At 72.7% G+C, this 12630-nt stretch carries 11 protein-coding genes; 8 read left to right on the top strand and 3 right to left on the bottom strand.

Annotated elements, in window-relative coordinates; translation table 11 throughout:
• Positions 1–32: 32 nt before the first annotated feature.
• From ACMTAK_RS26380 to ACMTAK_RS26370, 3 genes are all read left to right on the top strand, one after another.
• The gene (locus tag ACMTAK_RS26380) at positions 33–866 is read left to right on the top strand and encodes a glycerophosphodiester phosphodiesterase (RefSeq protein WP_413808493.1); all 834 of its coding nucleotides are present in this window, start codon (positions 33–35) and stop codon (positions 864–866) included.
• A 140-nt stretch (positions 867–1006) separates the two neighbouring features.
• Positions 1007–1723: an ATP-binding protein gene (locus ACMTAK_RS26375; protein WP_413808492.1), complete on the top strand. Its 717-nt coding sequence runs from the start codon at positions 1007–1009 to the stop codon at positions 1721–1723.
• 184 nt (positions 1724–1907) lie between these two features.
• Positions 1908–2876 carry a DUF5926 family protein gene (locus ACMTAK_RS26370; RefSeq protein WP_413808491.1) on the top strand — a complete coding sequence of 323 codons (969 nt, stop codon included), beginning with the start codon at positions 1908–1910 and terminating at the stop codon, positions 2874–2876.
• A 545-nt stretch (positions 2877–3421) separates the two neighbouring features.
• Here ACMTAK_RS26370 and ACMTAK_RS26365 read toward each other — a convergent pair.
• Positions 3422–4096 (bottom strand): bifunctional DNA primase/polymerase, encoded by a 675-nt coding sequence (locus ACMTAK_RS26365; protein WP_413808490.1) that lies wholly within the window; start codon positions 4094–4096, stop codon positions 3422–3424.
• A gap of 580 nt (positions 4097–4676) precedes the next feature.
• On the opposite strand from ACMTAK_RS26365, the gene ACMTAK_RS26360 reads away from it, so the two are divergent.
• Both ACMTAK_RS26360 and ACMTAK_RS26355 read left to right on the top strand, forming a co-directional pair.
• Positions 4677–6317, top strand: a complete 1641-nt coding sequence (locus tag ACMTAK_RS26360; RefSeq protein WP_413808489.1) for a GAF domain-containing SpoIIE family protein phosphatase — start codon at positions 4677–4679, stop codon at positions 6315–6317.
• 149 nt (positions 6318–6466) lie between these two features.
• Entirely contained in the window at positions 6467–7963 is a 1497-nt protein-coding gene (locus ACMTAK_RS26355; RefSeq protein WP_413808488.1) for an aminopeptidase P family protein, read from the top strand.
• Between the two features lie 77 nt (positions 7964–8040).
• Here the strand turns inward: ACMTAK_RS26355 and ACMTAK_RS26350 are convergent, their stop codons facing one another.
• On the bottom strand, positions 8041–8556 hold the full coding sequence (locus ACMTAK_RS26350; protein WP_413808487.1) for a carboxymuconolactone decarboxylase family protein: 516 nt from the start codon (positions 8554–8556) through the stop codon (positions 8041–8043).
• 47 nt (positions 8557–8603) lie between these two features.
• On the opposite strand from ACMTAK_RS26350, the gene pdxR reads away from it, so the two are divergent.
• On the top strand, positions 8604–10079 hold the full coding sequence (gene pdxR, locus ACMTAK_RS26345; protein ID WP_413808486.1) for a MocR-like pyridoxine biosynthesis transcription factor PdxR: 1476 nt from the start codon (positions 8604–8606) through the stop codon (positions 10077–10079).
• Between the two features lie 106 nt (positions 10080–10185).
• Here the strand turns inward: pdxR and ACMTAK_RS26340 are convergent, their stop codons facing one another.
• Complete coding sequence (locus ACMTAK_RS26340) at positions 10186–10689, bottom strand: ATP-binding protein (protein ID WP_121824507.1); 504 nt, start codon at positions 10687–10689, stop codon at positions 10186–10188.
• Positions 10690–10890: 201 nt separating this feature from the next.
• Here ACMTAK_RS26340 and ACMTAK_RS26335 point away from each other — a divergent pair, with 201 nt between their 5' ends.
• Both ACMTAK_RS26335 and ACMTAK_RS26330 read left to right on the top strand, forming a co-directional pair.
• A complete protein-coding gene (locus ACMTAK_RS26335; RefSeq protein WP_413808485.1) occupies positions 10891–11709 on the top strand; it encodes a hypothetical protein in 819 nt (272 codons plus the stop codon).
• A gap of 96 nt (positions 11710–11805) precedes the next feature.
• The gene (locus ACMTAK_RS26330; RefSeq protein ID WP_413808484.1) at positions 11806–12555 is read left to right on the top strand and encodes a YcnI family copper-binding membrane protein; all 750 of its coding nucleotides are present in this window, start codon (positions 11806–11808) and stop codon (positions 12553–12555) included.
• The last annotated feature ends 75 nt before the right edge of the window (positions 12556–12630 follow it).

The following is a 12630-nucleotide window of genomic DNA, read 5'->3' as shown; positions in this document are numbered from 1 at the left end:
CGGCTCACACCGGGCGGTGGCACCATAACGCGGTGACCTATGCGCGCCCTGCCCGGGACGGCCACCCCGGGCCGCACATCGTCTCCGTCGTCGCCCACCGCGGGGCCTCCGAGGACGCCCCGGAGCACACCCTGGCCGCCTACCGTAAGGCAATCGAGGACGGTGCCGACGCCCTGGAGTGCGATGTCCGGCTGACCGCCGACGGCCATCTCGTCTGTGTGCACGACCGCCGCATCGACCGGACCTCCAACGGCCGGGGCGCGGTCTCGGCGCTGGAGCTGTCCGACCTGGCGACTCTGGACTTCGGCTCCTGGAAGGGCCGGGCCACCGACAGGGAGGAGCCGGACCGCGACAGCCGGGACAGCATCTCCGTCCTCACCCTGGAACGGCTCCTGGGGCTCGTCTCGGACGCCGGACGCCGGATCGAACTGGCGATCGAAACCAAGCATCCCACCCGGTGGGCGGGCCAGGTGGAGGACCGGCTGCTCGGGCTGCTGCGCCGCTTCGGCCTGGACGCGCCGCCACCCGGCGAACCTTCACCCATCCGTGTGATGAGTTTCTCAGCGCGCTCCCTGCACCGGATCCGCAGCGGGGCCCCCGCCATCCCCACCGTCTACCTGATGCAGTTCATACTGCCGCGCCACCGGGACGGGCAGTTGCCGCCCGGGGTGCGGATCGCGGGGCCGAGCATCCGGATCGTACGGAACCACCCCGGCTATGTGGCGCGGCTGCAGCGCGAGGGGCACCGAGTGCACGTCTGGACCGTCGATGAACCGGAGGACGTCGAATTGTGCGTCCGCCTGGGCGTTGACGCGCTGATCACCAATCGCCCCAAACAGGTACTGTCCCAACTCGGACGCTCATAATGGGCATTACAAGGCGTGCACCGGCGCGTTCGGTACGTATTCGATCGTGACAAGTGCGTCACGCGATGCCACTTGGCCGGTTTCCGCTCCAGCACCGCGGGGCATTCATCCCGTGGCGTGGGGCTAAGGAGGTCTCGGGGGTGGCTTTGGTGGTGGCACGGCAGGTGCCGACGTCGTCGACCATGGCCGTACCCCATGGTCCTGCGGGCGTCCGTGCGGCAAGACAGCGGATGCGCATCGATTTGGGCAGGACTGGGGTATCGGATTCGGTCATAGACGACGCTGTATTGATCCTTTCAGAACTGCTCAGCAACGCATGGCGACATGGCCGCCCTTGGCGTTCCGACCATGGTGGCGGCATGGTCCGGGCCGCGTGGACCGTTGACGAGGACGACCGGCTGATGGTCGAGGTGACGGATGGCGGCGGACCCACAAGGCCGCTTCCGGCCAAACCGTCGGTGACCGCGCGCGGCGGCCGAGGACTGAACATCATCATGTCGCTGGCCGAGGAATGGGGCGTGCGGGACGACATCGGCGAAGTCACCGTATGGGCCCTTCTCCCGCCCGACGACGAATTCGCCCGCCGCGTCACGATTCCCTCGGATCTCTCCCTCGAGCTGAATCCCCACCTGGGCGCGGAACTGGCTTCCGGGCCGCGTCCGGGCCTCGACAACACGCATCTCGAGGCCGGTCTGGACGCCGGTCTCGACGCGAATCTCGGCTCGAACCTTCGCTCGGACCTCGATGCCGACCTGGGCCCCGGCCTCGGCTCGAACATCGAGGCGAACATCGAGGCGAACATCGACCCCGATTTCGATCGCGAGCTGGACTTCGCCGATCTGGACGAGCTCGCGTAGCCGACGCGGGTCAGGGAGCCGACGCGGTTCGGCCGAAGGGCTAGGCTCGCGCCCGTAAACCAGTCGTACGCGCCGTAGGAGAGCAACGCCACGGCCGTACGCAGACCGTCACGGGCGTGCGTACGCAGACCGCCACAGGCGTACGAGCAGGCCCTGAGCCGCACGATCGGGAGACAGCCTCACCATGGCCAAGAAGCGCCGCCCCCAGACGAAGGCCGCAGGCCCACGGGTCGCCAACGGCGAGATCCCCGTGGTGGGCGCGCGGGAGCCCTGCCCGTGCGGCTCGGGCCGTCGCTACAAAGCCTGTCACGGCAGGGAAGCCGCACACGCCGTCACCGAGCTGGTGCAGCGCCCCTTCGAGGGGCTCCCCGGCGAATGCGACTGGGTGGCCCTGCGCGAGCTGGTGCCCGCCGCGACCGTCGAGCTGACCCTCGCCGAGGGGCTGCCCGAGGGGGTTCCGTCGGTCACCCTGGCGACCGTGCTGCCCATGGCGTGGCCCGCGCTGCGCCGCGACAACGGCACCGTGCTGCTCGGCCTCCAGAACGACACGCCCTCCGGCGACATCAGCCGCGACCTGGCCGACACCCTGCGCCGCGCGCTGACCGCCGAGCCGGGCACCCCGGTCGCCGCCGAGCGGGCTCCGGGCGACGGTCCGCGGCTCCAGGATCTGCTCGACCCGAAGGGCACTTTCTCGCCGACCCTGCACGAGGGGTTCGAGTTCTGGCTCGAGGACGCCGCGAACGCGACCGGAGAGGTCGCCGCGTCCCTGGAACGGGCCAACGCGGCCGCGATCCCCACCGCCCGGCTCACCGGCGTGGAGGCGGCCTACTGGTGCGAGACGCCGGAGAAGAACCACCTGCGCTGGGTGATGTCCCACCCCGAGGAGAAGCTGCTGGACGCGCTCGCCCGGCTGCACGCCGCGGGTGTCTCCTCGCTCGGCGAGAACACCCGGCTGGTGGGCTCCTTCCGGGCCCATGGGCTCACGGTGCCGGTGTGGGATCTGCCACGCGGAATGAGCGCCGAGGACACCGAGAAGCCGGCCGTGGACCTCGCCGAACGGCTCGCGGAGGCGCTCGCCTCCGACGCCCCGCTGACGCCCGAGCAGCGGCGCGCCCGGGGCGGTCTCACCAACCGTCAGGTGACGCTGAGCTGACGTCCCCCGGACGGCCGGAGGGCGCCGCGGGAGTACGTGACGCCGCTCACAACTCACTGTTACGCCCTGCAAATCAACGTCCGGAAATCCGCGATCGAATTTGCTATCGGCCGATCTCTTGTTACGGTTCTAAAAGCCCGGTCGCTGGTGCATCCCCCGTCGCCAGCGACCGGGCGCTTCCATGTCCACGTCCGGACGGCGGCGTGGGACGGCGGGTGAGGTACGTACCAACTGCCGTCGGCAGCGTGGGAGTTGCTCCCGGGGCCCGGTAGGCCTGGTAAGGGAGTTGCCCCGGGCCCACAGGCACAGCGGGACCCACGGTGCGCGGCACTGGCTCGCGCAGAAAGCTCTCAGTGCCCTGCGCCCACGAAAAACGCCCGGCCCGGAGCCAGGACAGGCCGGAGCCAGGACAGGCCGGAGCCAGGACAGGCCCGGAGTCCAGGAAGTCGCCTCCCCGGCCTCCGAGCCCTCACACACCCGCGAGCGTCGCGCTCAGCGGTCCGCCGCGCTCAGCGGCCCCCGAACCCCCGCGCCCGGGGCCCGCCTCAGTAGGCGAGCCGGCTGCCTCCATCGGGCGCGCTGGTGCTGGCCTCGACCAAGGCGTTCACCACCGTGGCCACCTGGGGCAGCCAGGGCCGCCCGGAACGGCGCAGCGGCGGCCGCTCCCAGCGCACCCGCCCGGAGCCGGTCTGCGACGGCGGCAGCACCACGTAGCCGCCCTCGCCGTGGAACCGCAGCGAGCTGGGCACCCACTCCTGCTGGTTCAGCAGCTCGCCGAGGTCTTCGAGGGAGTACGGCTCCACCAGCAGCGACCAGCGGGTGGGCGTGGCGACCACCGGGCCGAGCCGCACACCCGCCCGGTCGAAGACCGCCAGCGCCCGCGCCCCGGCGACCGCCGGCAGGCTCACCGCGCAGGGCGCGTGGCCGCCCGTGGCCAGCAGGAGGGGCGCGGAGGGCCGGTTGCCCCACCACCAGCGCACCATGCGCTCGTCCGTGGTGGCGGCGAGGAGAACAGGGTCGAACGGATGTCCACCCGGAACCGCACATTCCGGGTCGGGGCAGCCGCACACTCGCGGCCGTCCGCCGCCGGACCGGAGTCCGACGCCAGGGACCACGGGCCACTGCCACTCGGTGGCGCAGGTGAGCGCCGCGCGCAGCAGCGGCGACCGCGCGCCGCGCCGCAGCGAGAACTTGCGTCGCCTTCCGAGGATCTCGCGCATGAGCGCTCGTTCCTTTCCGTTAACGCCGAGGGCTGTCCGTCGCACTACATCGCACTTCAGATGGCACTTCACTTGGACTTACGTGGCGCTGTCCGGCATCGTTCGGCCCGTCACAGCAGGTGGATCACACGTCACTGCGCGTACAAGCCAGCGCATCACGCCGCAGGCCGAGCGTGGAACGTGGCGAGGGGTGGCGCGCGCATGGCGCTTGCCGTCCGGTTGGTGCCTTCCTCGCCACTCGGGGATGGGCGCGGCCGTTGTGGTCTATGACGCCTGGACCGGCCGCGGGGTTCCGGGGCGATCCGAACTGCCCCTGCCCCTCTCCGATGTGTACCCGCCGCGGTGGAGACGACGCGCTGTCGAACGACGTCAGTCGACCTCGAAGGGACAGCCTAACGACTTTTTTTCGGCCAAGTTCAATTCCCCCCAGACACCAACAAGACCACCGGGACAATGCTGGACATCGCATCTGCGCTCCGTGTACATCTGGAGACAGTAGCGGCACAGTAGCGGCGCAGCACGACAGGGGGTTTGCGATGCTATTGAGCGAGCCGGACCCGGCGGGTGAAGGCAGCGGGCCATGAACTCGCCCCACGCGCCGAAAGTGGCTGGAATCGATCCTTCCCTCCCCTCGCCCACGCAAACTGCCGACCCCGTCACACCGCCCCTGGCCCCGCCCAACTCCGGTGTCCAGGACCGGCTGGCGGGCTGGGTCTCGGACCTCACCACCCTTCATGAGCTCACCGAGCGGCTGGTCCGGACCGACACCCTCGACGAGGCGCTGCGCGAACTGCTGCGCGCGGGCGCGTCCCTGGTCGGCGCCCGGCGCGGACTGGTGGCGCTCGAACCGGCCGACGGGCTCGGCCCGGTGATCACCGTGGGGCTCGGTCTCGGCCACGCCGACCTCGGCCAGATCGAGACCATCCCGCGCGGCTCCGCCTCCGCCGGTCATCTCCTGGACGGGCTGCCGGAGCCGGGCGGCGAGCGGCGCGCCGATGTGACCCATCCCGATATCGCCAGTGAGGCCGACCTCGACCCGCGCCACCGCGAGGTGGCCGCGCGGCTCGGCTTCTCCGCGAGCTACGCCGTGCCGCTGGACCCATTCGGCGCCGGCCCCCGCGCCACGCCCGGCCTTTCCGCCATCCCCGCGCCCGCCCCCGGCGGGGACGGGTCCGGCCCCGGCACCGGCTCCCCGGCGGGCGCGGGCGACCACCCGGCCCCCGGCGTCCCCGCCCCCGGAACGACAAGCGTCACCGACGCCCCGCGCGTCCCCGGCATCGGCCAGGTAGGTGAACCGGCCACCGCGCCTTCACCCGGCCTTGGGGCCGCCATGGGCGCCGGCGGCCCCTCCGGACGGCTCGGCGGCGCCGCCTGGCTCTACGACGAGCCCGCCGAGCCCGCGGAGCGCCAGCGCCATCTCGTGGGCCTGTACTGCCAGTACGCCGCCGCCCACATCGCCCGGCTGATCGAGCTCTCCCGCGCCCGCGCCGCCGTCGCGACCGTCCAGGAGGAGCTGCTGCCCACCCGGCTGCCCCGCGTCCCCGGGGTGCGCCTGGCCGTCCGCCACCACCCCGGTCCGCGCGGCGGCGGGTACTGGTACGACGCGCTGCCGCTGCCGGACGGGGCGCTCGGGCTCTCGGTGGGCGGGGTCTCCGGCTCCGGGCCGAGCGCCGTGGTCGCGATGGGGCGGCTGCGGGCCTCGCTGCGGGCGTACGCGGTGATGGAGGGCGAGGACCCGGTCGCCGTGCTGTCCGACCTGGAGCTGCTGCTGCGGCTCACCGAGCCCGCCCGCTCCGCGACCGCCCTCTTCGCCTACTGCGAGCCCGGCACGCGCAAGGTGGTGCTGGCCGGGGCCGGGCACTGCCCGCCGCTGCTCGCCGGGGAGCGGCGTACCGAGTTCGTGGAGACCACCCTGTCCGCGCCGCTGGGGATGCTCTCGTGCTGGGAGGCGCCCAGCGTGGAGGTCGCGCCGTCCTCCGGAGAGACCCTCCTCTTCTACAGCGACGGGCTGCTCCACCGCACCGGGGAGCCGATGGACCGGGCCTTCGCCCGGCTGCACACGGCCGCGGCGAGCGCTCCCAAGGGCGTCCGCGGCGACCCGGACGCCTTCGCCGACCATGTGCTCCGTACGGTGCTCCCCGACGGCCCGGCGGCCGCCGTGGGGCGGCCCTCGGAGGACGGCACGGAGGATCTCGTCCTGCTCGTGGCGCACTTCGACTGACGCGGGGCCCCCTTACGGACACTCAGCGGGGCCCCTTACGGACACTCACGGGTGCTCACGGCCGCGACTCGAGCGCGACCACGGCCCCCGCTGGAGCCGTGGTCACCCGGCGCCTCGGGCCCTCCCGGCCATCAGGCCCCGCACATACGATGGGAGGGGTCCAGTTCGAGGAGGAAGACGTGACCGAGGAGCCCACTTCCGAAGCCCCGGAGACCCCGGAAGGCGAGGAGCCCATCAAGCAGCGGAAGAACGGCCTGTACCCAGGCGTTTCCGATGAGCTCGCCGAGAGCATGAAGTCCGGCTGGGCGGACACCGAGCAGCACGACCTGGAGCCCCTCGCACAGGCTCCGCACACCGCCCGCCGCCGCGCCGCGCTCTCCGCGCGCTTCCCCGGCGATCGCCTGGTCATCCCCGCGGGCAATCTCCGCACGCGCTCCAACGACACGGACTACAGCTTCCGCGCCTCGACCGAGTACGCGTACCTCACCGGCGACCAGACCGAGGACGGTGTGCTGGTGCTGGAGCCCGAGGCGGGCGGCGGCCACACCGCGACGCTGTATCTGCTGCCGCGCTCCGACCGGGGGAACGGCGAGTTCTGGCTGGACGGCCAGGGCGAGCTGTGGGTCGGCCGCCGGCTCAGCCTTACGGAGGCCGAGAAGCGGCTGGGCCTGCCCGCCAGGGACGTCCGCAAGCTGGCCGACGAGCTCCGGGACGCCACCGGCCCGGTCCGTATCGTGCGCGGTCACGACGCCGGACTGGAGGCCGCCCTGACCGACAAGGTCACCGGTGAGCGCGACGAGGAGCTGCGGGTCTTCCTCAGCGAGCAGCGCCTGGTCAAGGACGAGTTCGAGATCGAACAGCTGCAGGCGGCGGTCGATTCGACGGCCCGCGGCTTCGAGGACGTCGTCAAGGTTCTGGACAAGGCGCGGGCGACATCGGAGCGCTATATCGAAGGAACGTTCTTCCTTCGGGCCCGGGTCGAGGGCAACGACGTCGGCTACGGCACCATCGCCGCCGCGGGCCCGCACGCCACCACCCTGCACTGGGTGCGCAACGACGGCCCGGTCCGCTCCGGCGATCTGCTCCTGCTGGACGCGGGCGTGGAGACCACCACCCTCTACACCGCCGATGTGACCCGCACCCTGCCGGTGAACGGCACCTACAGCCCGCTGCAGCGCAAGGTCTACGAGGCGGTCTACGAGGCCCAGGAGGCGGGCATCGCCGCGGTCCGGCCGGGTGCGAAGTACCGCGACTTCCACGACGCCGCGCAGCACGTCCTCGCCACCAAGCTCGTCGAGTGGGGTCTGGTCGAGGGCCCGGTGGAGCGGGTGCTGGAGCTGGGGTTGCAGCGCCGCTGGACGCTGCACGGCACCGGCCACATGCTCGGCATGGACGTCCACGACTGCGCCGCGGCCCGCACCGAGACCTATGTGGACGGCACCCTGGAGCCCGGCATGTGCCTGACGGTCGAGCCGGGGCTGTACTTCCAGCCCGACGACCTGACCGTGCCGGAGGAGTACCGGGGCATCGGCGTCCGGATAGAGGACGACATCCTGGTGACGGAGGACGGCAACCGCGTGCTGTCGGCCGCGCTGCCGCGGACCGCCGATGACGTCGAGGCGTGGATGGCCCGCCTCACCGGCTGAGGCGAGCCATGCGGCGGCTCATCGCCTGATCGTGTGGGTCCCTGTGGGGAGCGGCGGCGCCGCTCCCCACGGTGCCTTCAGTTCTGCCCCGGCACCTTGCGGGTGGTCACCGCGATCCGGTTCCAGGAGTTGATCGTGAAGATGAGGGCGATGAGCTGGGCCAGCTCCCGCTCCTCGAAGTGCCGGGCGGCCCGCTCGTAGACCTCGTCCGGGACGCCGCCGGGCAGCAGCGTGACCGCCTCGGTGAGCGCCAGGGCGGCCTGCTCCTTCTCGGTGTAGAACCCGGCCTCCCCGGCCTCCTCCCAGACCCCCACCAGGGCGATGCGCTCCTTGCTCTCGCCCGCCTCATGGGCGTCGGTGGTGTGCATATGGAGGCAGTAGGCGCAGTGGTTCAGCTGGGAGGAGCGGATCTGCACCAGCTCCACCAGGGCCGGGTCCAGGCCCTCGCGGGCGGCCGCGTCCAGGCTGATCAGCGCCTTGAACGCCTTGGGGGCGGCCTTCGCGAAGTTGACCCGCCCGGTCGTCCGCCGCGCCGCCGTCGCGGTCCGGGCCGCCGTCCCTGTCGCCGTCTGTATCGGTGTCGAAGTCGTCATGGGAATGAAATTAGGCCGCTAAGCGACCCTCTGTAGGGTGCATTTCCATGGCGGATTCATGGGTCAATTCGGCGGAGATCCTCGGCAGTGACCTCCATCTGGAGCTGACCCGCGCGGGCAGCCGCAGGACCGCCGTGATGGCCGCGCTGCGGGAGGCCATCCGCGACGGGCGGCTCGCCCCGGACACCCGACTGCCGCCGTACCGTTCCCTCGCCACCGACCTGGGCATCGCCCGGAACACGGTCGCCGACGCCTACGCCGAACTGGTCGCCGAGGGCTGGCTCACCGCCCGCCAGGGCTCCGGGACCCGGGTGGCGCCCCGCCCCGCGTCGCCCCCGCCCCGGCGGCGCGCGCCCGGCCGGGAGCGCGGCGGGCGGCCGTCCGGGGCGACCGGCGGCCGCCGCGGGCCTTGGCCCGCCCCGCGCCCGGCGCACAACCTGCTCCAGGGCCAGCCGGACGCCGCCTCCTTCCCCCGCACCGCCTGGCTCGCCTCGGCCCGCCGCGCCCTGGCCGCCGCGCCCCACGAGGCCTTCGGCCCCGGCGATCCGCGCGGCCGTCCGGAGCTGCGCCGCGCCCTGGCCGATTACCTCGCCCGCGTCCGCGGCGTACGCGCCGACCCCGAGCGGATCGTCGTCTGCGCGGGCTTCGCGCACGCGGTGCGGCTGCTGAGCGACACCCGGCTGCTGCGGCCCCGAATGGCCGTCGAGTCCTACGGCCTGGCCTTCCACCGCTCGCTGCTGAGATCGGCCGGGATCCGTATGGTCCCGCTCCCGCTGGACGCCGATGGCGCCCTTACGGAGGGACTGGCCGGCCTCGACGGTGTACGGGCGGTCCTGCTCACCCCCGCCCACCAGTTCCCCACCGGCGGTCCGCTGCACCCCGAGCGGCGGGCCGCGGCCGTCGCCTGGGCGCGGGAGAGCGGCGGTCTGGTGCTGGAGGACGACTACGACGGGGAGTTCCGCTACGACCGCCGTCCGGTGGGCGCCGTCCAGGGCCTCGACCCCGACCGGGTGCTCTACCTCGGCTCGGTCAGCAAGAGCCTCTCCCCGGCGCTGCGGCTGGGCTGGATGGTGCTGCCGGACCATCTGGTCGACGGCCTGCTGGCCACCAAGGGGGAACGCGAGGGCTGGACCGGCGTCCTCGACCAGCTGACCCTCGCCGACTTCATCGACTCGGGCGGCTACGACCGCCATGTGCGCCGTATGCGCCAGCAGTACCGCCGTCGGCGGGATCAACTCGTCGCCGCCCTCGCCGAACGCGCGCCCCATATCCGCGTCTCGGGGATCGCGGCCGGTCTGCACGCGGTGCTGGAACTGCCGCCCGGCACCGAGCGGTCGGCCCTGCGCGCCGCCGCCTGGCAGGGGCTGGCGCTCGACGGCCTCGGCGGCTACCGCCACCCGGACGCCACCACACCCCATCGCGACGGGCTCGTGGTGGGCTACGCGACCCCGCCCGAGCACTCGTTCGCGGGGGCGCTGGACGCGCTGTGCCGCGCTCTGCCGCCCGAACGGACGGCCACCTGAGGTCGCGGCGGCTCCCTGGCGTTGCGGCCGCCACCGGCGTTCAGGCGGCTCCCTGACGGTGCGGCCGCCACCTGGCGTTTCAGGCGGCTCCCTGACGTTCAGGCGATCATGACGCCCTGAGCAGCGCTCCCTCACGCCACTTGAGAATCTTGTCGAAGCTCACCACCACCCCGCCGCGGCCCGGACGGTCGCGGTAGCGGACATGGTCGGTGAGGGCCTCGATGAGAAAGAGCCCCCGTCCGTGCTCCGCCTGTGGCGGGGCCGGACTGCGCGGCTGCTGTGGTCTCGGCGCGCCCGCCGGACGCCGCTCGTTCCGGGTGCGGGCCTCGCGGCGGACGGTGCCGCGTCCGGCGAAGCCGGGGCCGGAGTCGGTGACCTCGATACGGCAGGTATCGCCGTCGATATAGGCCGTGACTCGATAATCCCCGCCCGTGCCGTCGCGACCCCCGTGCTCCACCGCGTTCGCACACGCCTCGGAGAGGGCGACCGACAGATCGTAGGAGATCTCCGGATCCACTCCGGCCGTCTCCATGGTGCCGAGGAGAAGCCGTCGTGCGAGCGGAACGCTCGCCGCCTCGCGGGGCAAATGGAGTGACCACCAGATGCTCATGCTCCAGCCTCCCGGCCGCGGCTCGACATACCGTTACGTATTGCCTGGGTCCATGGTCCGTAAGCGTGTTATTGACGTGACTCCGCTCATTCAGCGGACGCGCTCGATGCGCGAACCGGTGTATGAGCCTGTCCGGGTGTGCGCCGGTACGCCCCACCCGCCGTAGGGAACGCGTCCACCCAGTGGGATGATGGCGCGGCCATGGCCACCCCTGTCGCCCGTGCCGGCGCCGATCTGCGAATGCTGCGGGCCGCGGTCTTCACCGCGGTCTGCGTCGTGCTGTCCGCGGCGGGGCATGTACTGGGCTCCTGCGCCACCGTGCCGCTGTGGACGCTGGGCGTGGGCTGCGCGGCGATGTTCACGGTGGCGCTGTCGCTGGCCGGGCGGGAGCGGTCGCTGCCCGGGATCGCGGCCGTGCTGGCCGTCGGGCAGCTGGCGCTGCACGCGCTCTTCGCGCTCGGGCAGGACCGGGCCGCGGCGGCCGAGGAGGCCGCCCAGCGGGCCGACGCCGCCCAGGGCCGCGTGATCGGCCTGGCCGCCAGGCTGCTGTGCGCTTCGGGTCCCGGACGGCTCGACGCCGCGTCGGCCCATCGGATCGTCGCCCACGCGGGCATCGACCCGTCCGCCGCGCACGGCGGCCCGCACGCCATGCCGGCGTCCACCGCCCCGGCGGGGCAGGCGGCCGGGATGGAGAGCCTGCTGCCGTCGCTGCCCATGGCCCTGGGCCATCTGCTCGCCGCGCTGGCCATCGGCTGGCTGCTGCGCCGGGGCGAGATGGCCGTATGGCGGGCCGTGCGGCTGTCGGTGGACGGGGCCCGAGGGGTCGCCGAGGCCGCGCTCGTACGGGCGCTGCGCGCCGCCCTGAGGCTCGTACGGGTGCTCCTGGCCCCTTCGCAGGCGCTTTACGGCGGGCCGTGCCGTCCGCGCACGGCCGAGCGGGACGAGGGCGGGACGACGGCCCTCGTCCTCCAGCACAGCGTGATCAGGCGGGGACCGCCGGTCTGTGACCTCGCGGCCTGACCGACGCGACGCTCCTCCAGCGGGACCGGAGGGCGGCCGCGACGTCGCCGCACGCGCGCCCCCTCATCTGATCATTCCTGTTCCTGGAGTGTTGACATGAACGCCATGCGTCTCCGCCGTCTGCCGGTCCTCGGAGCCCTCACCGCGGGCGGGCTGGTGCTGCTCACCGCGGGCCCGGCCTTCGCGCACGTGAGCGTGCAGCCCGGCCAGGCCGAGAAGGGCGGTTACAGCACCATCAACTTCAAGGTGCCCAACGAGCGCGACGACTCCTCCACCGTCAAGCTCGAGGTGACCCTCCCCGCCGACCACCCCCTCGCCTCGGTGATGCCCCAGCCGGTCCCCGGCTGGGACGTCAAGGTCACCAAGTCCAAGCTCCCCAAGCCCATGGAGATGCACGGCGAGAAGATCACCGAGGCGGTCACCAAGGTCACCTGGACTGGCGGCAAGATCGAGCCGGGGATGTTCCAGCAGTTCCCGCTCTCGGTCGGCCAGCTGCCCGACGACGCCGACCAGCTCGCCTTCAAGGCCCTCCAGACGTACGACGACAAGGAGGTCGTGCGCTGGATCGAGGAGCCCAAGGAGGGTGCCGCCGAGCCCGAGAACCCGGCTCCGGTGCTCAAGCTGGTCGCCCCGGCCGAGGGCGCGGACGGCGATGGCGCCGCCGCGGCGTCCGGCCAGAAAAAGGACTCCGAGAAGGCCGGAGCGGAGAATTCCGCCTCCAAGGACGCCTCGGACGACGAGGACGGCAGCGACACCACCGCCCGGGTGCTGGGCATCGCGGGCATCGTCATCGGCGCCGCCGGTGTCGTCTTCGGCGTGATCGCCGGCCGCCGCCGCTCCGCCTGACCACCGACCACTCGACCGCATACGCGTGACCGCCGGTGACCACGGGTCCTGAACCGACCGCGTGATCCCGGCGGG

Origin of the sequence: Streptomyces lacaronensis, from assembly GCF_047337785.1 — a bacterium.
Classification (GTDB): domain Bacteria; phylum Actinomycetota; class Actinomycetes; order Streptomycetales; family Streptomycetaceae; genus Streptomyces; species Streptomyces lycopersici.
This window is presented reverse-complemented; position numbering and strand designations above follow the sequence as displayed.

Bases quoted from the DNA above. Each gene is read 5' to 3' on its own strand.
- ACMTAK_RS26370 (WP_413808491.1), top strand. From the start codon at position 1,908: ATGGCCAAGAAGCGCCGCCCCCAGACGAAGGCCGCAGGCCCACGGGTC.
- ACMTAK_RS26365 (WP_413808490.1), bottom strand. From the start codon at position 4,096: ATGCGCGAGATCCTCGGAAGGCGACGCAAGTTCTCGCTGCGGCGCGGC.
- ACMTAK_RS26360 (WP_413808489.1), top strand. From the start codon at position 4,677: ATGAACTCGCCCCACGCGCCGAAAGTGGCTGGAATCGATCCTTCCCTC.
- ACMTAK_RS26355 (WP_413808488.1), top strand. From the start codon at position 6,467: ATGGGAGGGGTCCAGTTCGAGGAGGAAGACGTGACCGAGGAGCCCACT.
- ACMTAK_RS26350 (WP_413808487.1), bottom strand. From the start codon at position 8,556: ATGACGACTTCGACACCGATACAGACGGCGACAGGGACGGCGGCCCGG.
- pdxR (WP_413808486.1), top strand. From the start codon at position 8,604: ATGGCGGATTCATGGGTCAATTCGGCGGAGATCCTCGGCAGTGACCTC.
- ACMTAK_RS26340 (WP_121824507.1), bottom strand. From the start codon at position 10,689: ATGAGCATCTGGTGGTCACTCCATTTGCCCCGCGAGGCGGCGAGCGTT.
- ACMTAK_RS26335 (WP_413808485.1), top strand. From the start codon at position 10,891: ATGGCCACCCCTGTCGCCCGTGCCGGCGCCGATCTGCGAATGCTGCGG.
- ACMTAK_RS26330 (WP_413808484.1), top strand. From the start codon at position 11,806: ATGAACGCCATGCGTCTCCGCCGTCTGCCGGTCCTCGGAGCCCTCACC.